Origin of the sequence: Actinomadura citrea, assembly GCF_013409045.1 — a bacterium.
Lineage (GTDB): Bacteria > Actinomycetota > Actinomycetes > Streptosporangiales > Streptosporangiaceae > Spirillospora > Spirillospora citrea.
Genome location: NZ_JACCBT010000001.1, coordinates 7063369 through 7081138 on the forward strand (window position 1 = coordinate 7063369; position 17770 = coordinate 7081138).

Sequence of the window (17770 nt, forward strand, 5' to 3'; positions counted from 1 at the left end):
ACGGCCCGGGTCAGCCCTCGCGCGGCAGCGGCGGCAGCTCGCCGGTGTGCTCGTAGGCGCTGAGCATCCTGATCCGCCGGGTGTGGCGCGGCTCCTTGGAGTAGGACGTCGCGAGGAACAGCTCCAGGAAGCGGGTCGCGGTGTCCAGGTCGTGCTGCCGCGCCCCGAGCGCGATGATGTTCGCGTCGTTGTGCTCGCGGGCGAGCGTGGCGGTGTCCTCGTTCCAGACCAGGGCGGCTCGCGCGCCCTTGACCTTGTTCGCCGCGATCGCCTCGCCGTTGCCGGAGCCGCCGATCACGACGCCGAGCGTTCCCGGCTCCGCCACCGTCCGCTCGGCCGCCCGCAGGACGAACGGCGGGTAGTCGTCCACGGCGTCGTACACGAACGCGCCGCAGTCGACGGCCTCATGCCCGTTCCGCTCCAGCCAGGAGACCAGGTGCTCCTTCAGCTCGAAGCCGGCATGGTCGGATCCAAGAAACACGCGCATGCGCCCGATTGTCGCAGGCCCGCGCCGTCCCCGCGCGCCGGGGTCAGGTGTCGTCGTCCCGCTTGCGGTCGATCATCGTCCGGTCCGCGAGGTCGAGGTCGTCGTCCTCGGGGAGGTCTTCTTCGGGGCCGTCCTCGGGGCCGTCCTTGGGGCCGTCCGCGGAGCCGTCCTTCGGCTCCTCCGGTCCTTCCGGCGCCTCTTCCGGGCTCTCCTCCCTCCGTCCCTCAGGCGCCCCCTCCGGCGCCTCCTCCGGCTCTTCGGACGCCTCGGGGGCCGCCTGCTCCTGCGGCGGCGCGGACGGCTGCGGCGGCACGGGCGGCACGCCGAACTGCCCCGGCTGCGGAGGCTGCCCCTGCTGCGGAGGCGGCGGAACGGGCGCGGCGCCCCAGGCGGGCTGCTGCGGCTGCCCCTGCGGCGGGACGTAGGGGACGGCGGAGGGGTGCGGCTGCATCTGCTGCGGATAGGGCTGCTGCTGCATCGGCGCGCCCTGCGGGGCCATGTAGGGCTGGGCCGGGGCGTAGGGCTGCTGCGGCCGGGGCCCGGACTCACGGATGCGGGCGAGGAAGAACCCGCCCAGCGCGCCGAGCCCGGCGAGCCAGCCGAACGCGAAGCCGAAGGAGGCACCCTGGCCGACCGTGGCGCTGAAGGTGCGGCCGAACGACCCGTCGTGGAACTCGAACGCCCAGCGGGTCAGCGGCGCGGCCACGATCCCGGACACGCCGCCCGCGACGACCGCCGCCCACCAGCCGATGATCAACGCGCCGAACGGGCCGCGCTCCGGATCCGCCAGCCGGGTGCCCGCCAGCACCAGGCCCACCAGCACGCCGAAGAAGACGAGCAGGCCGAAGTCCTCCGCGACCACCTGCTTCACGCCGAGGCTTCCCATCGGGGTGATCCGCCAGGCGAGCGTGAGCAGCCACGTCACCACCGGCCCGATGCCCTCGTCGTACCTGAGGTCGCTCTTGTTGATCTCGTCGACGACCCACTGGTTGCCGAAGAGCAGCGCGAGAAGGGCCATCGGAACCACCGCGCCGCCCGTCGTCGCGAGCATCCGCCGCATCGTCATGGCGGGCAGAGTAGTGCCGTTTCGTCTCCGCCGGTAGGGCCCGAACTACCCGCAGTAGGCGCTAGGAGGCGGGGACGGGGAAGCGGAACCCGGGGTCGACCTGCGCTTCGAGGTCCTCCCCCGCGGCCCGGCTCGCCCAGCTCCGCGCGTTCTTGACGTGGAACTCCACGGCCTGCCGCTGGAACTCGTCCCAGTCCTTGACGCGGCCGTCCACCTCGGCGCGCATGCGGTCGAGGGCGGCGGTGTTGCCGTCCTCGAGCGAGACGCCGTCCCGGCCCTGCTCCAGCGCCCGGACGGCGGCGGACTGGCCGACCCACGTCAGCAGGTCGTCGCCGACGTGCTCGCGCAGGTAGGCGACGTCCTCCTCGGACTGCACCTTGTTGCCGACGACGCGGATGGCGACGTCGTAGTCGCGGGCGTACTCGGTGTACTGCCGGTAGACGCCCACGCCCTTGCGGGTGGGCTCGGCGACCAGGAACATCAGGTCGAACCGCGTGAACAGCCCCGAGGCGAACGTGTCGGCGCCGGCGGTCATGTCGACGACGACGTACTCGCCGGCCCCGTCCACCAGGTGGTTGAGGTAGAGCTCCACCGCGCCGGTCTTGGAGTGGTAGCAGGCCACGCCGAGGTCGTCGTCGTTGAAGGGGCCGGTGGCGAGCAGCGTGACGCCGTCGACCTCCTGGCCCGCCTCGTGGAAGGGGTCGTCGCCGCGGAACCGCAGCAGCCGCGACCCGGAGCCGGGCGGGGTGGTCTTGACCATCGCGGCCGCGGAGGAGATGCGCGGGTTGGCGCCGCGCAGGTGCTCCTTGAGCTCGGCGAGCCGGTCGCCCAGCGCGGGGATCTTGGCGGCGCGGCCCTCGTCCAGCCCCAGCGCCACGCCGAGGTGCTGGTTGATGTCGGCGTCGATGGCGACCACGGGCAGCCCGCGTCCGGCCAGATGGCGGACGAACAGCGCCGACAGGGTGGTCTTGCCGCTGCCGCCCTTCCCGACGAACGCAACCTTCACGAATGCCCCCATTCTGGATATGAAAACCGTTACCACTGTCAGGCAACGAGTCTCCCGGAGCGGGGCCGGGCAGGCAAGCGGAACGGCCGAAGTGCCGGCGATCCCGCGCGGGTCGGGCCGAGGGGAGGCGCGCGGCGGTCAGCGCAGGGCCGCGGCCGGGTCGAACCCGAAGGGCAGCTCCAGGCGGTGCGCCGCGAGCAGTTCGGCGTCGGTGAGCAGGTCGCGCGTGGGACGGTCGGCCGCGATGACGCCGCCGGAGAGGATCACCGACCGCGGGCACAGCTCCGCCGCGTACGGCAGGTCGTGCGTGACCATCAGGACCGTCACGTCCAGGCTCAGCAGGATCTCGGCGAGCTCGCGGCGGCTGGCGGGGTCCAGGTTGGAGGACGGCTCGTCCAGCACGAGGATCTCCGGCTCCATCGCCAGGACGGTGGCGACGGCGACGCGGCGGCGCTGGCCGAAGCTGAGGTGCTGCGGCGGGCGGTCGGCGGCGTCCAGCATGCCGACGCGGGCGAGCGCGTCCCGCACCCGGCGGTCCAGGTCGGCGCCGCGCAGGCCGAGGTTGGCGGGGCCGAACGCGACGTCCTCCCGGACGGACGGCATGAACAGCTGGTCGTCGGGGTCCTGGAAGACGATCCCGACGCGGCGGCGGATCTCCCGCAGCGCCTTCCTGTCCTTGGAGTCGACGGCGAGACCGCCCACCCGGACTTCACCCAGGCCGCCGTTCAGGATGCCGTTCAGGTGCAGGACGAGCGTGGTCTTCCCGGCGCCGTTCGGACCGAGCAGCGCGACGCGCTCCCCGCGCCCGACCGTCAGGTCGACGCCGTACAGCGCCTGCGTGCCGTCGGGATACGCGTAGGCGAGGCCCTTCACCTCCAGCGACGGGGTCATGGGGCCATCCAAGCAGCCAGCGTGACGAGCGCGGCGGCCGAGGGCAGCGCGGCGGCGGCCGTCCACTGCGCCGCGGTCGCGCCCACGCTGTCGACGACGGGCATCCGCCCCTCGTACCCGCGGCTCACCATGGCCAGGTGCACCCGCTCGCCGCGCTCGTAGGAGCGCAGGAACAGGGCGCCCACGGACCTGGCGAGCACCCCCGTCGCGCGGATGTCGCGGGCCTCGAAACCGCGGGCCGCCCGCGCGACCCTCATCCGGCCGAGCTCCGCGGCGACGACGTCGCCGTACCGCAGCATGAACGTGGCGATCTGCGTGATGAGCTGCGGCATCCGCAGCCGCTCGATGCCGAGCAGCAGCAGCCGAGGCTCGGTCGTCGCGGCCAGCAGGATCGACGCGACGACGCCGAGGGTGCCCTTGGCGAGGATGTTCCAGGCGCCCCACAGCCCGCTCTCGCTCAGCCGCAGCCCCAGCACGGTGATCTTCTCGCCGTTCGCGACGAACGGCATGAGGAAGGCGAACGCGACGAACGGCACCTCGATGACGATCCGCCGCGCGACCGTCCCGAACGGGATCCGGGACGCCGCCGTGACCGCCGCGAGCAGCAGTGCGTACACGCCGAACGCCCAGATCCGCTCGCGCGGCGTGGCGACGACCAGCAGCACGAACGCCAGGACGGCGACGAGCTTGCACTGCGGCGGAAGCCGGTGCACCGGCGAGGCGCCCGGGATGTAGAGCCGGTGCGCGTGGCCCGCGCCCATCAGCCCTTCCTGGACGGCTCGGACGGTGCCTCGCCGGCCCGCTCCGGAGCCGTCCGCGCGGCGACCGGGTCCCGCCGCCGGACCGTCCAGAACAGCCCGCCGCCCACGAGGAGGACGAGGCCCACGCCGATCACGCCGGACAGCCCGCCGGACAGCCGCGCGTCGTCGACGCCCTTGACGCCGTAGTCGCCGAGCGGCGAGTCCTTGAGCGAGTGGTCCTTCTCCTTGGCGCTGATGCCCTTGTCCTCGGCGACCTTCTCCAGGCCGTCGGGGTTCGCGCTGGCGTAGTAGCTGACGATCCCGGCCAGGACGAGGGAGACGAGCAGGAACCCGGCGAAGAAGCGCTTGGTGGTCATCGTGGTCCTCCTCAGGCCTGGGACGGCTTCGGTTCGGCGGCGTTCCGCCCGCCCGTGCGCAGCTCCAGCGGCTTCATCAGCCCGCGCGCCCCGTACACCAGGTCGGGCCGGACGGCGAGCACGCTCGACACGGTCACCGCGGTGATCAGCGCCTCGCCGATGCCGATCAGCACGTGCACGCCGATCATCGCGGCGGCGACCTTGCCGATCGAGACGTCGGTCGTCCCCCCGGCCGCGTAGATCAGCGTGAAGGCGACGGCCGCGGCGGGCACCGAGACGACGGCCGCGGCGAACGCCGCCCCGGAGACCGAGGCGCGCGTCTTGGGCAGCACCCGCAGCAGCAGCCGGAACAACCCGTAGCCGACGACCACGGTGACCAGCGCCATCGTGGTGATGTTGACGCCCAGCGCGGTCAGGCCCCCGTCCGCGAACAGCAGCGCCTGCATGAGCAGGACGACCGACACGCACAGGACGCCGGTATAGGGCCCGACGAGGATCGCGGCGAGCGTCCCGCCGAGCAGGTGCCCGCTCGTCCCGGACGCGACCGGGAAGTTGAGCATCTGCGCGGCGAAGACGAACGCGGCCGTCAGCCCGGCGAGCGGCGCGGTGCGGTCGTCCAGTTCGCGCCGGGCGCCGCGCAGCGCGACCCCGACCCCGGCCACCGCCACGGCGCCCGCAGCGAGCGAGACCGGCGCATCGATGAATCCGTCCGGTACGTGCACGACTCAACCACCCCTACCTCTGCACAGCCAGCAGGACCAGTTTGTCGGCATTCACCTCGTAGTTGCAACATCCTCGCAATAGCAACCCATGTGTGGCCTGCCGGCGAGAACGCGGGACGGCCGCGGCTCTCGCTCAGTCGAAGCTCGGGTTCTCCGTCCTCGTGCGCTTCAGCTCGAAGAAACCGGGCGTGCTCGCGACCGCCAGGACGCCGTCGAAGAGCTTGACCGCGGCCTCGCCGCGCGGGATGGGGGTGACGACGGGGCCGAAGAAGGCGTGGCCCTCGACCTCGATCACCGGCGTGCCGACCTCCTGGCCGACGCGGTCGATCCCGTCCTTGTGGGAAGCGCGCACGGCCTCGTCGTAGCCGGTGGACTCGGCGGCGTCCGCGAGGGCCGGGTCGAGGCCCGCGGCGGTCAGCGACTCCTCGAAGAACGCGCGGCCGAACTTCTGCCGCTCGTGGTGCCTGCGGGTGCCCAGCTCGGTGTAGAGGCGCCCGAGCACCTCGGGGCCGTACTTCTGCTCGGCGGCCACGCACACGCGGACGGGGCCCCAGGCGTCGGCGAGCATCCGCCGGTAGTCCTCCGGGATGTCCTTGTCCTCGTTGAGGACGGCCAGGCTCATCACATGCCAGCGCACGTCGATCGGGCGCTGCTCCTGGACTTCCAGGATCCAGCGAGAGGTGATCCACGCCCAGGGGCACAGGGGGTCGAACCAGAAATCCACGGGTGTGGGAACGTCCTCGGGCAACGTCGCCTCCTAGGGAGTGTGCATGTCTCCCCAGCGACAACCCGGGTGCGACCGTCCCGATTCCCGTCGGCGAGAGGTCGCCGAAGGCCGTGGCGGACGGGCCGTAGGGTCGTCCGGTTGGTAGACATGGGGACACCAAGCCTTTAAGCCGACCAAGGAGTTCATGTGGCAGGCAACCTCACGCGCGATGAGGCGCGGGAACGGGCCCGGCTGCTCAGCGTGGCGTCGTACACGGTCGACCTGGACCTCACGACGGGCGAGGAGCGGTTCGGTTCCACCACCGTGATCAGGTTCGGGAGCGCCGAGACCGGCGCGTCCACCTTCATCGACCTGCACGGCGCCGTCGTGCGGGAGGCGACCCTGAACGGCGAGGCCCTGGATCCCGGGTCCTATGACGCCGAGAAGGGCCGGATCCCGCTGCCCGGCCTGGCGGCCGACAACGAGCTGCGGGTGGTGGCCGACTGCGCGTACTCCCGGTCGGGTGAGGGCCTGCACCGGTTCGTCGACCCCGTCGACGAGAGCGTGTACCTGTACTCGCAGTTCGAGACGGCCGACGCGCACCGCATGTTCACCTGCTTCGACCAGCCCGACCTGAAGGCCACCTTCGAGCTGACCGTGAAGGCGCCGCAGGGGTGGGAGGTCGTCACCAACGAGGCCGCCGAGACGGCCGAGGGCGGAACGTGGCACTTCCTGCCCACGCCGCAGATCTCCACCTACATCACCGCGCTCGTCGCCGGGCCGTACCACGTCGTCCGGGACGAGTACCGCCGCGAGGACGGCACCGTCATCCCGCTCGGCGTGTACTGCCGCGCCTCGCTGGCCGAGCACCTCGACGCCGACGCGATCGTGGACGTGACCCGCCAGGGCTTCGGCTATTTCGAGAAGGTCTTCGGCCGCCCGTACCCGTTCTCGAAGTACGACCAGCTCTTCGTGCCCGAGTTCAACGCGGGCGCCATGGAGAACGCGGGCTGCGTGACGTTCCTGGAGGACTACGTCTTCCGGTCCCGGGTGACCGACGCGGCCTACGAGCGGCGCGCCGAGACGATCCTGCACGAGATGGCGCACATGTGGTTCGGCGACCTCGTCACGATGCGCTGGTGGGACGACCTGTGGCTGAACGAGTCGTTCGCCACGTACATGAGCGTCCTGTGCCAGGCGGAGGCCACCAAGTGGAAGGGCTCGTGGACGACGTTCGCGAACCTGGAGAAGGCGTGGGCCTACCGGCAGGACCAGCTGCCGTCCACGCACCCGATCTCCGCCGACATCCCCGACATCCGCGCGGTCGAGGTGAACTTCGACGGGATCACCTACGCCAAGGGCGCGTCCGTGCTGAAGCAGCTCGTGGCCTACGTCGGCCTCGACAACTTCCTGGAGGGCGTGCGGCGCTACTTCGACCGGCACGCGTGGGGCAACACCGTCCTCACCGACCTGCTGGGGGCGCTGGAGGAGACGTCCGGCCGCGACCTGGCGTCCTGGTCGAAGGAGTGGCTGGAGACCGCCGGGGTCAACACGATGCGGCCCGAGTACGAGGTCGACGGCGAGGGCGACTTCTCCTCCTTCACCGTGCTGCAGGAGGCCAAGGCCGACTACCCGACGCTGCGGGCGCACCGCCTGGCCATCGGCCTGTACGACAAGACCGCCGACGGGCTCGTGCGGCGCGACCGGGTCGAGCTGGACGTGGTCGGGGCCCGCACCGAGGTCCCGCAGCTCGTCGGCAGGAAGCGGCCCGACCTGGTCCTGGTCAACGACGACGACCTCACCTACGCCAAGGTCCGCCTGGACGAGCACTCCCTGAAGACGCTCATCGAGGACATCGGCGAGGTCAGGGACAGCCTGCCGCGCGCCCTGTGCTGGTCGGCGGCGTGGGACATGACCCGTGACGCCGAGATGGCGACGCGCGACTATGTCCGGCTCGTGGCGAAGGGGATCCGCGGCGTCACCGACATCTCGGTCACGCAGACGCTGCTGCGGCAGGCGCGCACCGCCGTCCAGCAGTACGCCGACCCGGTGTGGCGCGAGGAGGGCCTCGCCCTGATGGCCGACACCCTGTCGGATCTGGCCCGCGAGGCCGAGCCCGGCTCGGACCTCCAGCTCGCCTACACCCTGGCGTTCACCGCGTCGGCCGTCACCGGCGAGCACCTGGCGTTCGTCCAGGGCCTGCTGGACGGCTCGCAGGTCCTCGACGGCCTCACCGTCGACACCGACCTGCGCTGGGCGCTGCTGCGCCGCCTCGTCACCACCGGCAAGGCGGGCGAGGCCGAGATCGACGCCGAGCACGAGCGGGACCGGACCGCCGCCGGGGAGCGGCACGCCGCCGCCTGCAGGGCCGCGATCCCGACCCCTGAGGCCAAGGCGGCCGCCTGGGAGCGGATCGTGGCGGGCGACCTGCCGAACGCCGTCTACCGGGCGACGCTCGGCGGCTTCGTCGAGCCGGACCAGGCCAGCCTGCTCGTCCCCTACGTCGACGCGTACTTCGCCGAGGTGGGGCGCGTGTGGAAGGAGTGGACCAGCGACATGGCACAGACGTTCGCCGAGGTCGCCTACCCGTTCCTGGTGATCGAGCAGTCCACGGTCGACCGCACCGACGCCTACATCGCCGAGAACGACCCGCCGGCGGCGCTGCGGCGGCTGCTGCTGGAGGGGCGCGACGGCGTCGCGCGCGCCCTGCGCGCCCGCGCGAAGGACGCCGCCTCCGCCTGACCCGTCCGCACCCGTCCGTCCGGAGAACCCGCCCGAAGGCCCCCGTGGCCATGCGATCGTTGCATGGTCACGGGGGAGGGGACGCGGTGGAGACGGCACGCGACGTTCTGACGGCACTGGCGCGGCGCCACGCCTTCGGCGACCTGGAGGCGCTGATCGGCCAGGGCGCCCTGGCCGCGGACGGCCGCTCCGCGGCGGTCGCGGCGCTGTGCGCGTTCGGGCAGCGCGTCCTGGACCTGGACGCCGAGGACTTCGGCATGCCGGAGGAGGCCGGCGAGGTCCCGCTCGACCTCCTCGACCGGGCCCGCGCCAGCCGCATGCCGCAGGCACCGCGCGAGCACCCCCGCGGGGCGCTCGCCAGCCTCCGCCCCGCCTACCGCCTCCTGCTGGAGGTCATCGCGATCCGCTGGCACCGCCGCGACATGGCCGCGCTCGTCGCCGCCGTCCACATCGCCGGCGAGTACCTGCCGATGCTGGCCTGGGAGCCCGTCCTCGGCCACGCGGGCGACCCGGCCCTCATCGGGACCGCCGTGCGCGGCGAGGGCAGCCGGTTCGGCGTCCCCGTCGAGCCGGGGTCGGCCCGCATGTGCGACCACACCCGGCCGGAGCGCTCCGCCTGCGAGCGCACCCTGCGGGTCGCCAAGGAGCCGCCGTCCGGCTGGCGCGCCTACCTCGACCGCCAGCACAGCCAGGTCGCGGCCGCGCTCGGCGACTGCGCCGCCCGCTGCCGCACCCCCTGCACGGTCATGACCCGCCTGGACGACCTCGTCCGCGCCGACCTCAGCGACCGCTGCCGGCTCGCCGCGGACTTCGCCGACGGCGCCCTGGTGAAGCTGCGGCACGCCGCGCCGGTCGGCCACGGGTTCGGCGTCCCCTCGCCCGAGGAGGTCCAGACGGCATGGACGCGCGCCCGCAGGTCCCTGTCCCGGCACCCGCTGGGCAAGTCCGCGCTGGCGGACGACGACTCCTATCCCCTGCCGGGCCTGCCGGCCGTCTTCTCGGCGGTCGCCGCCACCGACCTGCGCCCCGACACGCTCCTCCACGACGTCACCGAGCGCATCACCTCGACGCTCGCCTGAAGAGCCTGAGCGCGCCGCGGGTCCTGAGGTCGTCCAGGAGAACCGGGCGGCCGTCCGCGTCGCCCAGCGGAACCCGCCAGTTCGGGTACTCGTCGACGGTGCCCGGCTGGTTCTGGGTGCGGCGCTCACCCACGGCGTCGGCCAGGGAGATGCCGATAAGGCGGGCCGGGGTGCGGGTCAGGAACTCCTGCAGCGCGGTGACGATCTCCTCGTCGTAGGCGGTGGAGCCGTCCGCCAGAGCCCGCACGACCTCTGCCGGCTCTGCCGGGAGCAGGCCCTCGGCGTGCAGCACGGCGAGCCAGTCGGCCAGTTGGCGGCGGTGGTCGTCCTCCTCCTCGGCGCGGGAGCGGGTAAGCAGCCCGAGGCGGTCGCGCAGGTCGATGTGGTCGCCGTGCACGAACCCGGTGATCGGCGGCATGTCGTGGGTGCCGACGGTCGCCAGGGACAGCTCCCGCCACCGGCCCGGCGGCTTGGGGCGGCCGTGCTCGTCCCGTTCGAACCAGAGCAGGGACGTGCCGAGGACTCCGCTGTCGGCCAGCGCCTCCCGCACCTCCGGCTCGACGGTGCCGAGATCCTCCCCGACGACCACGGCGCCGAAGCGCTCGGCCTCCCAGGACAGCGAGCCGAGCAGGGCGTCGCGGTCGTAGCGGACGTAGGTGCCGTCGGCGGGGGACGCCCCCTCGGGCACCCACCACAGGCGCGACACCTGCATCGCGTGGTCCAGGCGGATGCCGCCGGCGTGCCGCAGCGCCGCGGCTGCCATCTCGCGGAACGGCCGGTAGCCGGCGAGGGCGAGCGCGCCCGGCCGCCACGGCTGCTGCCCCCAGTCCTGGCCGCGCTGGTTGAACTCGTCCGGGGGCGCCCCGACGCTCATCCCGGGCGCGCAGGAGTCGCGGTAGATCCAGGCGTCGGCACTGCCGTGCGGCACCCCGACCGCCAGGTCGTGGACGATCCCGAGGGGCATCCCCGCGTCCCGGGCCGCGCGCTGAGCGGCCGCGAGCTGCCCGTCCAGCCGCCACTGAAGCCACGCGTGGAAGCCGGCGCGGGCCTGGTGCCCGGGAGCGTCCACCACGCCGTGGTCACGGGCTCCCTGCAGCCGGGACGGCCAGCGCCGCCAGTCCGTGGCCTCCTGCTCCTCGCTGATCGCGCACCACGTCGAGAAGCTCGCGAGCGCGGCGCCCTCCCGCCGCCGGAACTCCTCGAAGCGCGGGTCGCGGTCCCGGCGGCGGTACATCGTCTCCAGGGCCTCCAGCTTCGCGGCCCACACCGCGTCCCTGTCCAGCAGGCCCTCCTGGGCCCGCAGCTTGGCGGCGAGGGTTCCGAACCGCTCCCGGTCCGCGGCGGGCAGGTCCGCGTACTCGGGCATGTCCTCGATCCGCAGATACAGCGGCGAGGGGAAGCGGCGGCTCATCGGCGAGTACGGGGACGCTCCGACCGGCGGGACCGGTTCGGTCGCGTGCAGCGGATTGACCAGGACGAACCCCGCGCCGAGCTCCCGCCCGCTCCAGTCCGCGAGGTCCGCCAGGTCGCGCAGGTCGCCGAGACCCCACGACGCGGCGGACCGCACCGAGTACAGCTGCGCCGTGAACCCCCACATCCTGGGCGGCGGCCGCAGCGCGTCGGGGGCCACCAGCAGCTGCGCGTACTGCGTCCGCGCCCCGTTCCGGACGCGCAGGCCGCGCCACCCGGGCGGGACGTCCGCGAGCCCGTCGAGGGGCTCGAAGGAGCGCTCGGCGGTCGGCACGCGGGCGCGCGGCGGCGCCAGGACCTCGTCCGTGCCGGTCTCGATCTCCACCTCGGCGCCGCCGTCCAGGTGCCCGCCGAGCGCCGCGCGGATCCGGCCGGCCGTCCCACCGCCGGCCCGGCGGACGACGACGGTCGGCGGCAGCTCGCGCGCCCGCTCCCGCCGGCGCGCGAGCTCCGCCCGGACGGAGGAGGGGGTGGAGGCGTCCACCCCGAGCGCCCCGAGGACGGCGACGAGCGTGTCGCGCGAGACGGCCGCCTCCCGCCCCCGCCAGTCCTCGTAGCGCGTCGCGACGCCGTGGTGCCCGGCCAGTCTGATCAGTTCGTCGTCACCCACGCCTGCACCATGCCCGGTGCGGCCCGCGTCACGCCGTCCACACCGGGGGCTTGCGGCCGATCCAGGGGCGGGCCTCCTCCAGCTGCGCGGACAGCGAGATCAGGGTGCCCTCCCCGCCGAGCCGTCCGGCGAGCATGACGCCGATGGGCAGGCCCTCGCCGTTCCAGTGCAGCGGGACGTTCACCGCGGGCTGCCCCGAGATGTTGTACATGGCGCAGAACGGGGTGAACTGCGTCTGCCGCCGGAAGTTCTCCTCCGGGTCCTGGTCGTGGAAGTACCCGACCGGCACGGGCGGCATGGCGAGCGTGGGGTGCAGGATCGCGTCGAACCCGTCCATCACCGGGAACGCCGCGCGCAGCGCCCCCTGCAGCGCCGCGTGGGCCTGGAACAGCTGCGGCGCCGTCGTCTTCTCGCCGTACCCGCGCAGCCAGCGGGTCAGCGGCTGGAGCAGGTCCTCACTCCCCTCGGGGACGGGCGTCATCGTCGCCATCACGCCCCACAGCGTCGCGAAGTGCGGGACGAGGTCGGAGCCGAGCACCTGCGGCAGTTCCACGACCTCGTGGCCCAGCTCCTCAAGGAGCGCCGAGGCGTCCTCGTAGGCGGCGACGCAGTCGGGGTGGACCTCGACGTCCGGCACCGGCGGCTGGAGGCTCCGCGCGATCCGCAGCCGGCCCGGCGCGCGGTCGGCGCCGGCGAGGAAGGGCCCGTCCGCCTGCGGCGCCCGGTACAGGTCGCCCGGCATGTGGCCCGACATGACGTCCAGCATGAGGGCGGCGTCGCGGACGGTCCGCGCGATCGGCCCGTTGGTGGAGAGCCCGAACAGGTCGGGGATGACCGGCCCCTGGGAGATCCGGCCGCGGGTCGGCTTGATCCCGAACAGCCCGCACACGCTGCTCGGGATCCGGATCGAGCCGCCGCCGTCGCTGCCCTGCGCGATCGGCGCCAGCCCGGACGCGACCGCCGCCGCGGCGCCGCCGCTCGAACCGCCGGCCGACCGGGTCGGGTCCCACGGCGTGCGGGCCGGGGGCGACACGGCTCCCTCGGTGTAGCAGGGCAGGCCGAACTCGGGGGTCGCCGTCTTGCCGAGGAGCACCGTCCCGGCCGCCGCGAGCTTGGCCACCGCGTGGTCGTCGGCGAACCCGGTCAGCTCGGCGTAGACCGCCGAGCCGAACGTCATCCGGACGCCGTTCACCATGTTCAGGTCCTTGATCGGCACCGGGACGCCGTGCAGCGGCGGCAGCTCCGCCGGGTCCCCCGCCTCCAGCACCGCCTTCTCGGCGCCGCGCGCCTCCTCGCGGGCGCGCTCGGCGGTGACCGTCACGTAGGCGCCCACCTGCTCGTCCAACCGTTCGATGCGGGCCAGGTAATGGTCGGCGAGCTCGACCGGGGATACTTCCCGGGTGCGGACGGCGGCGGCCATGCGGGTGGCGCTGAGGTCATGAATCTGTGTCACGATCCGGAACGCTAGACGCCGTGTGCGCGGGCATCAAAGAGGGCACACACGACAGCAGCGGCAGAAGGAGATTAATACTGGCCTACCCGACCGCGCCGTAAGAGAATCACTGACGTTGGGCGACAAAACATTAACCCGGCATGGCTGGTCGCCCACCCTCCCGATGATTACTCTGCGCACGGAGGATCATGCCCCCGATGGGAAAGGAACACGGAGCGTCACCATGGCGACCATGGAGCGGGGCAACACGCAGAATGCCAGGGCGCGACCCGAGTCAGAGGAGGCGCGTGAGAACGATGACCGGACACCGGTGAAGGAGCGGCTGGAGGGGAGCGCCGCCGCGGCGATGCTCGACGATCCCAAGATCCGCCGCTGGGCGTACCGGATCGGCGCGGCCGTCGTCGCCGGCGCCGCCGCGCTGTTGCTGACGAGTTGGCGGCTCGGCCTGACCGTCGCGGTGCTCGTCGTCATCGGCGACTACGTGCGGCAGTCCCGCAGGAGCTCCACCGTGACCGCCTGGCAGAAGTCCTCGGCCGCGGAACGGCGCACCGAGAAGCAGCTGAAGTCCCTGCGGCGCAACGGATACCTCGTGCTGCACGCGCGGGCCGTCCCCCGCGACGACGAGGGCGTCAGCGACGGGCGGATCGACCACCTGGTCATCGGGCCGAGCGGCGTCTACGCCATCGACTCGGAGAAGTGGGACAAGCGCCTCCCCGTGCGCACCATGTCCCACCTCAAGCTCTTCCACGGCCCCTTCAACAAGAAGGACCGGCTGGACGAGGCGCGCTGGGAGGCCCAGATGGCGAGCATCATCCTCGCCGAGCGGGTCGGCTTCGACGTGCCGGTGCAGCCGTCCGTGGCGATCTACGGCCCGTCCATCCCGTGGAAGGTCATGCGGGTGCGGGACGTCGACGTCTACGCGGGCAACCGGGCTCGCTCGTACCTGCGCCGGCGCCCGAAGATCCTCACCGAGAGCGACGTCCAGCGCATCTTCCAGGCGGCCGAGGACGCCCTGCCGCCGAAGTACCCCGACTGAGGCCGAGGGCGGCCCCGCTTCCCCGGGGCGGCCCGCCGTAAAGCCGGGACACCGCGGTCCCGGCTTTTTTCCTGCCCTCCGGCGGTTGGTAGCATCGGAGACCACGGCCGGCCCGGGCGCGAACCTCCGCCGAGCCGGCGGCAGCGCCGCGACCCGCCGCTGCGCGTCACACCTTCCAGGCGACCCGCCCGCCCACGCCGAACCATGCGCGGCCCGTCGTCCCCGCACGCCACAGGTTTGGAGAGGTCGAAATGCCACCGCTCAGGTCACGCACGGTCACCCATGGCAGGAACATGGCGGGCGCCCGCGCGCTCATGCGGGCCAGCGGCGTCCAACGCGAGGACTTCGGCAAGCCGATCGTCGCGGTGGCCAACAGCTTCACCCAGTTCGTCCCCGGCCACGTCCACCTGGACGAGGTCGGCAAGGTCGTCGCCGGCGCCGTCCGGGAGGCCGGCGGCGTGCCCCGCGAGTTCAACACCATCGCCGTCGACGACGGCATCGCGATGGGCCACGACGGCATGCTGTACTCGCTGCCGTCCCGCGAGGTGATCGCCGACGCGATCGAGTACATGGTCAACGCGCACTGCGCCGACGCCCTGGTCTGCGTCTCCAACTGCGACAAGATCACCCCGGGGATGCTGCTGGCCGCGCTGCGCCTGAACATCCCGACGGTGTTCGTCTCCGGCGGGCCGATGGAGGCCGGCAAGCCCGTCGAGGGCGTCATGGGCGGCAACAAGCTCGACCTGATCGACCCGATCATCGCCTCCGCCGACTCCTCCCTGTCGGAGGACAAGCTGCTGGAGATGGAGGAGAGCGCCTGCCCGACCTGCGGGTCGTGCTCGGGCATGTTCACCGCCAACTCGATGAACTGCCTCACCGAGGCGATCGGGCTGGCGCTGCCCGGCAACGGCACCGTCCTCGCCACCCACACCGCCCGCCGCCGCCTCTACGAGGACGCCGGCCGCACCGTGGTCGAGGTCGCCAAGCGGTACTACGAGGGCGACGACGCGTCCGTCCTGCCGCTGAGCATCGCCACCCGCGAGGCGTTCGAGAACGCCATGGTCCTCGACGTCGCGATGGGCGGGTCCACCAACACGATCCTGCACCTGCTCGCCGCCGCCACCGAGGGCGGCGTCGACTTCGGGCTCGCCGACATCGACGCGGTGTCCCGCCGCGTCCCGTGCATCTGCAAGCTGGCCCCCGCCACCGCCAAGTACCACGTCGAGGACTGCCACCGCGCGGGCGGCGTCCCGGCCCTGCTGGGCGAACTGAACCGCGCCGGCCTGCTGAACGCGTCGGCGCACTCGGTCCACTCCGCCTCCCTCGACGAGTTCCTCGCCCGATGGGACGTCCGCTCCCCCGACGTCCTGCCCGAGGCCGTCGAGATGTTCCACGCGGCGCCCGGCGGCGTCCGCAGCACCTCGGCGTTCTCGCAGAGCGCCCGCTGGGAGTCGCTCGACCTCGACCGCGAGAACGGCTGCATCCGCTCCGCCGAGCACGCCTACACCGCCGACGGCGGCCTCGCCGTCCTGCGCGGCAACATCGCCCCCGACGGCGCGATCGTCAAGACCGCCGGGGTGGACGAGGAGCTGTGGACCTTCACCGGCCCCGCCGTCGTCTTCGAGTCGCAGGACCAGGCCGTCGAGGGCATCCTCGGCGGGAAGGTCAAGGCCGGCGACGTCGTCGTGATCCGCTACGAGGGCCCGAAGGGCGGGCCCGGCATGCAGGAGATGCTGTACCCGACGAGCTTCCTCAAGGGCCGCGGGCTCGGCAAGGCGTGCGCGCTGATCACCGACGGCCGGTTCTCCGGCGGCACGTCCGGGCTGTCCATCGGGCACGCCTCCCCCGAGGCCGCGGGCGGCGGGATCATCGCCCTCGTCGAGGACGGCGACCGCGTCGTGATCGACATCCCCAACCGCACGCTGGAGCTGGACGTCCCGGCCGACGAGCTGGAGATCCGACGCGAGAAGCTGCTCGCCGACCTCGGCGGCTACCGGCCCCGCGACCGCCACCGCCCGGTCAGCGCCGCCCTGCGCGCCTACGCCGCGATGGCCACGTCGGCCTCGACCGGTGCCGCGCGCGACGTCTCCCAGCTCGACCGTCTGAACGGCTGAGCATTACCCGGCGGGTAATCGCCTCCATTCCCCGTCCGGGGCAGAGTGGTGGGTGCCGGGCCGACCAGCCCGGCCCCACCGCTGAAGGAGCTCTCGATGACCGCCTACGCCCTCGCCCACCTGTTCCCCGAGCCGCCGCTGCACGACGACGTCTTCGTCTACATGGAGCGCATCCAGGAGACCATGGACCCGTTCGGCGGCCGCTTCATCGTGCACGCCGCCCACACCGAGGTGATCGAAGGCCCGTTCGAGGGCGGCTACGTCATCATCGAGTTCCCCGACATGGACGAGGCACGCGCCTGGTACACCTCGGACGCCTATCAGGCGATCCTGGCGATGCGCACCGACAACATCCCCGGAACCACCGTGCTGCTCCAGGGCACCCCGCCGAACTACGACGCAGCCGCCACCGGCAGGGCGTTGCGTGCGGCCCAGGCCGGCTGACCGGTCAGGAGCAGCATCCTCCGCCGCAGCAGCCTCCGCCCGCGCTCGGCGGGGGCTGGGGCGCCCCGCCGCGGGACGTGCCGGTGACGGCGACGGTGGACAGGAGCTTGACGGTGTCGTCGTGGCCGTCCGGGCACGGGGCCGGGTCGGACGCATTGATCATCGGGCGGGAGACCTCGAAGGTCGACCCGCACGCGCGGCAGCGGTAGTCATAGCGAGGCACGCCCCCAGGATACGCGCGTCAGGCGGCGGGCTCGGTGACATAGGGGGCCCACTGGGGATCGCCGTCGTGGACGAGGCCGATGAGCCGCCAGTGCGCGCCCCTCGGAACGGCCGGGGTGACGCTGAGCGTCCAGCCCAGCTCCGACAGCAGGCGGTCGGCCTTGCCGTGGTTGCACGCCATGCAGGAGGCCACGCAGTTCTCCCAGACGTGCTTGCCGCCGCGGCTGCGCGGATGGACGTGGTCGATCGTCTCGGCGCGGCGGCCGCAGTAGACGCAGCGGAAGTTGTCGCGGCGCATCAGTGCCGCGCGGGTCAGGGGCACGCGGGTGCGGAACGGGATGCGGACGTAGCGGCGGAGCCGGATGACGGACGGCACCTCGACCGTCATCGTCGCCGCGTGGAGCACGGCACCCGAGGTGTCGTGATGGACGATCTCCGCCTTCTCGCGGAGCACGAGGCAGACCGCTCTTCGCAGAGGCAGCGTGGTGAGGGGTTCGTACGTCGCGTTCAGGAGGAGGACCTGTCGCATCAGACGCCCTCCAACGGGCCGTGCTGTCCGTTCGCCCCGGTGGTCACGGCGCAGCGCGCCTCCCACCGAGGCCCGA

At 72.9% G+C, this 17770-nt stretch carries 17 protein-coding genes; 5 read left to right on the forward strand and 12 right to left on the reverse strand.

Going from position 1 to position 17770, the window contains the following annotated elements; genetic code table 11:
* Positions 1-10: 10 nt before the first annotated feature.
* The 8 genes from BJ999_RS32310 to BJ999_RS32340 all read right to left on the reverse strand — a co-directional run bounded on the left by BJ999_RS32310 (position 11) and on the right by BJ999_RS32340 (position 6037).
* Positions 11-487, reverse strand: a complete 477-nt coding sequence (locus BJ999_RS32310) for a ribose-5-phosphate isomerase (protein ID WP_179836766.1) — start codon at positions 485-487, stop codon at positions 11-13.
* A gap of 43 nt (positions 488-530) precedes the next feature.
* A complete protein-coding gene (locus BJ999_RS32315; protein ID WP_179836767.1) occupies positions 531-1553 on the reverse strand; it encodes a hypothetical protein in 1023 nt (340 codons plus the stop codon).
* Positions 1554-1614: 61 nt separating this feature from the next.
* Positions 1615-2559 (reverse strand): ATP-binding protein, encoded by a 945-nt coding sequence (locus BJ999_RS32320; RefSeq protein WP_179836768.1) that lies wholly within the window; start codon positions 2557-2559, stop codon positions 1615-1617.
* 138 nt (positions 2560-2697) lie between these two features.
* Positions 2698-3450, reverse strand: a complete 753-nt coding sequence (locus BJ999_RS32325) for an energy-coupling factor ABC transporter ATP-binding protein (protein WP_179836769.1) — start codon at positions 3448-3450, stop codon at positions 2698-2700.
* Positions 3447-4211: a cobalt ECF transporter T component CbiQ gene (cbiQ, locus tag BJ999_RS32330; protein ID WP_179836770.1), complete on the reverse strand. Its 765-nt coding sequence runs from the start codon at positions 4209-4211 to the stop codon at positions 3447-3449. Before cbiQ ends, BJ999_RS32325 begins: the two co-directional genes overlap by 4 nt.
* Complete coding sequence (locus BJ999_RS41505) at positions 4211-4567, reverse strand: PDGLE domain-containing protein (RefSeq protein WP_218935327.1); 357 nt, start codon at positions 4565-4567, stop codon at positions 4211-4213. The genes cbiQ and BJ999_RS41505 overlap by 1 nt, the downstream gene beginning before the upstream one ends.
* A gap of 11 nt (positions 4568-4578) precedes the next feature.
* The gene (locus tag BJ999_RS41510) at positions 4579-5289 is read right to left on the reverse strand and encodes an energy-coupling factor ABC transporter permease (RefSeq protein ID WP_229810342.1); all 711 of its coding nucleotides are present in this window, start codon (positions 5287-5289) and stop codon (positions 4579-4581) included.
* Between the two features lie 133 nt (positions 5290-5422).
* Complete coding sequence (locus BJ999_RS32340) at positions 5423-6037, reverse strand: mycothiol-dependent nitroreductase Rv2466c family protein (protein WP_179836771.1); 615 nt, start codon at positions 6035-6037, stop codon at positions 5423-5425.
* Between the two features lie 165 nt (positions 6038-6202).
* On the opposite strand from BJ999_RS32340, the gene pepN reads away from it, so the two are divergent.
* Positions 6203-8737, forward strand: a complete 2535-nt coding sequence (gene pepN, locus BJ999_RS32345) for an aminopeptidase N (protein ID WP_179836772.1) — start codon at positions 6203-6205, stop codon at positions 8735-8737.
* Positions 8738-8823: 86 nt separating this feature from the next.
* Positions 8824-9816, forward strand: coding sequence for a hypothetical protein (locus BJ999_RS32350; RefSeq protein WP_179836773.1), 993 nt, complete (start codon positions 8824-8826; stop codon positions 9814-9816).
* Here the strand turns inward: BJ999_RS32350 and malQ are convergent.
* A complete protein-coding gene (gene malQ, locus BJ999_RS32355; RefSeq protein WP_179836774.1) occupies positions 9797-11896 on the reverse strand; it encodes a 4-alpha-glucanotransferase in 2100 nt (699 codons plus the stop codon). The genes BJ999_RS32350 and malQ overlap by 20 nt on opposite strands.
* 28 nt (positions 11897-11924) lie before the next feature.
* A complete protein-coding gene (locus BJ999_RS32360; protein WP_179836775.1) occupies positions 11925-13349 on the reverse strand; it encodes an amidase in 1425 nt (474 codons plus the stop codon).
* A 223-nt stretch (positions 13350-13572) separates the two neighbouring features.
* On the opposite strand from BJ999_RS32360, the gene BJ999_RS32365 reads away from it, so the two are divergent.
* The 3 genes from BJ999_RS32365 (at position 13573) to BJ999_RS32375 (ending at position 16943) form a co-directional block, all read left to right on the forward strand.
* Positions 13573-14385 carry a nuclease-related domain-containing protein gene (locus tag BJ999_RS32365; RefSeq protein WP_179836776.1) on the forward strand — a complete coding sequence of 271 codons (813 nt, stop codon included), beginning with the start codon at positions 13573-13575 and terminating at the stop codon, positions 14383-14385.
* A gap of 251 nt (positions 14386-14636) precedes the next feature.
* Positions 14637-16499, forward strand: coding sequence for a dihydroxy-acid dehydratase (ilvD, locus tag BJ999_RS32370; protein ID WP_179836777.1), 1863 nt, complete (start codon positions 14637-14639; stop codon positions 16497-16499).
* A 96-nt stretch (positions 16500-16595) separates the two neighbouring features.
* Complete coding sequence (locus BJ999_RS32375) at positions 16596-16943, forward strand: DUF1330 domain-containing protein (RefSeq protein ID WP_179836778.1); 348 nt, start codon at positions 16596-16598, stop codon at positions 16941-16943.
* A 4-nt stretch (positions 16944-16947) separates the two neighbouring features.
* Here BJ999_RS32375 and BJ999_RS32380 read toward each other — a convergent pair whose 3' ends face one another.
* Both BJ999_RS32380 and BJ999_RS32385 read right to left on the reverse strand, forming a co-directional pair.
* A complete protein-coding gene (locus BJ999_RS32380) occupies positions 16948-17166 on the reverse strand; it encodes an FmdB family zinc ribbon protein (RefSeq protein ID WP_179836779.1) in 219 nt (72 codons plus the stop codon).
* Between the two features lie 18 nt (positions 17167-17184).
* A complete protein-coding gene (locus BJ999_RS32385; RefSeq protein ID WP_179836780.1) occupies positions 17185-17694 on the reverse strand; it encodes an HNH endonuclease in 510 nt (169 codons plus the stop codon).
* Positions 17695-17770: the final 76 nt, after the last annotated feature.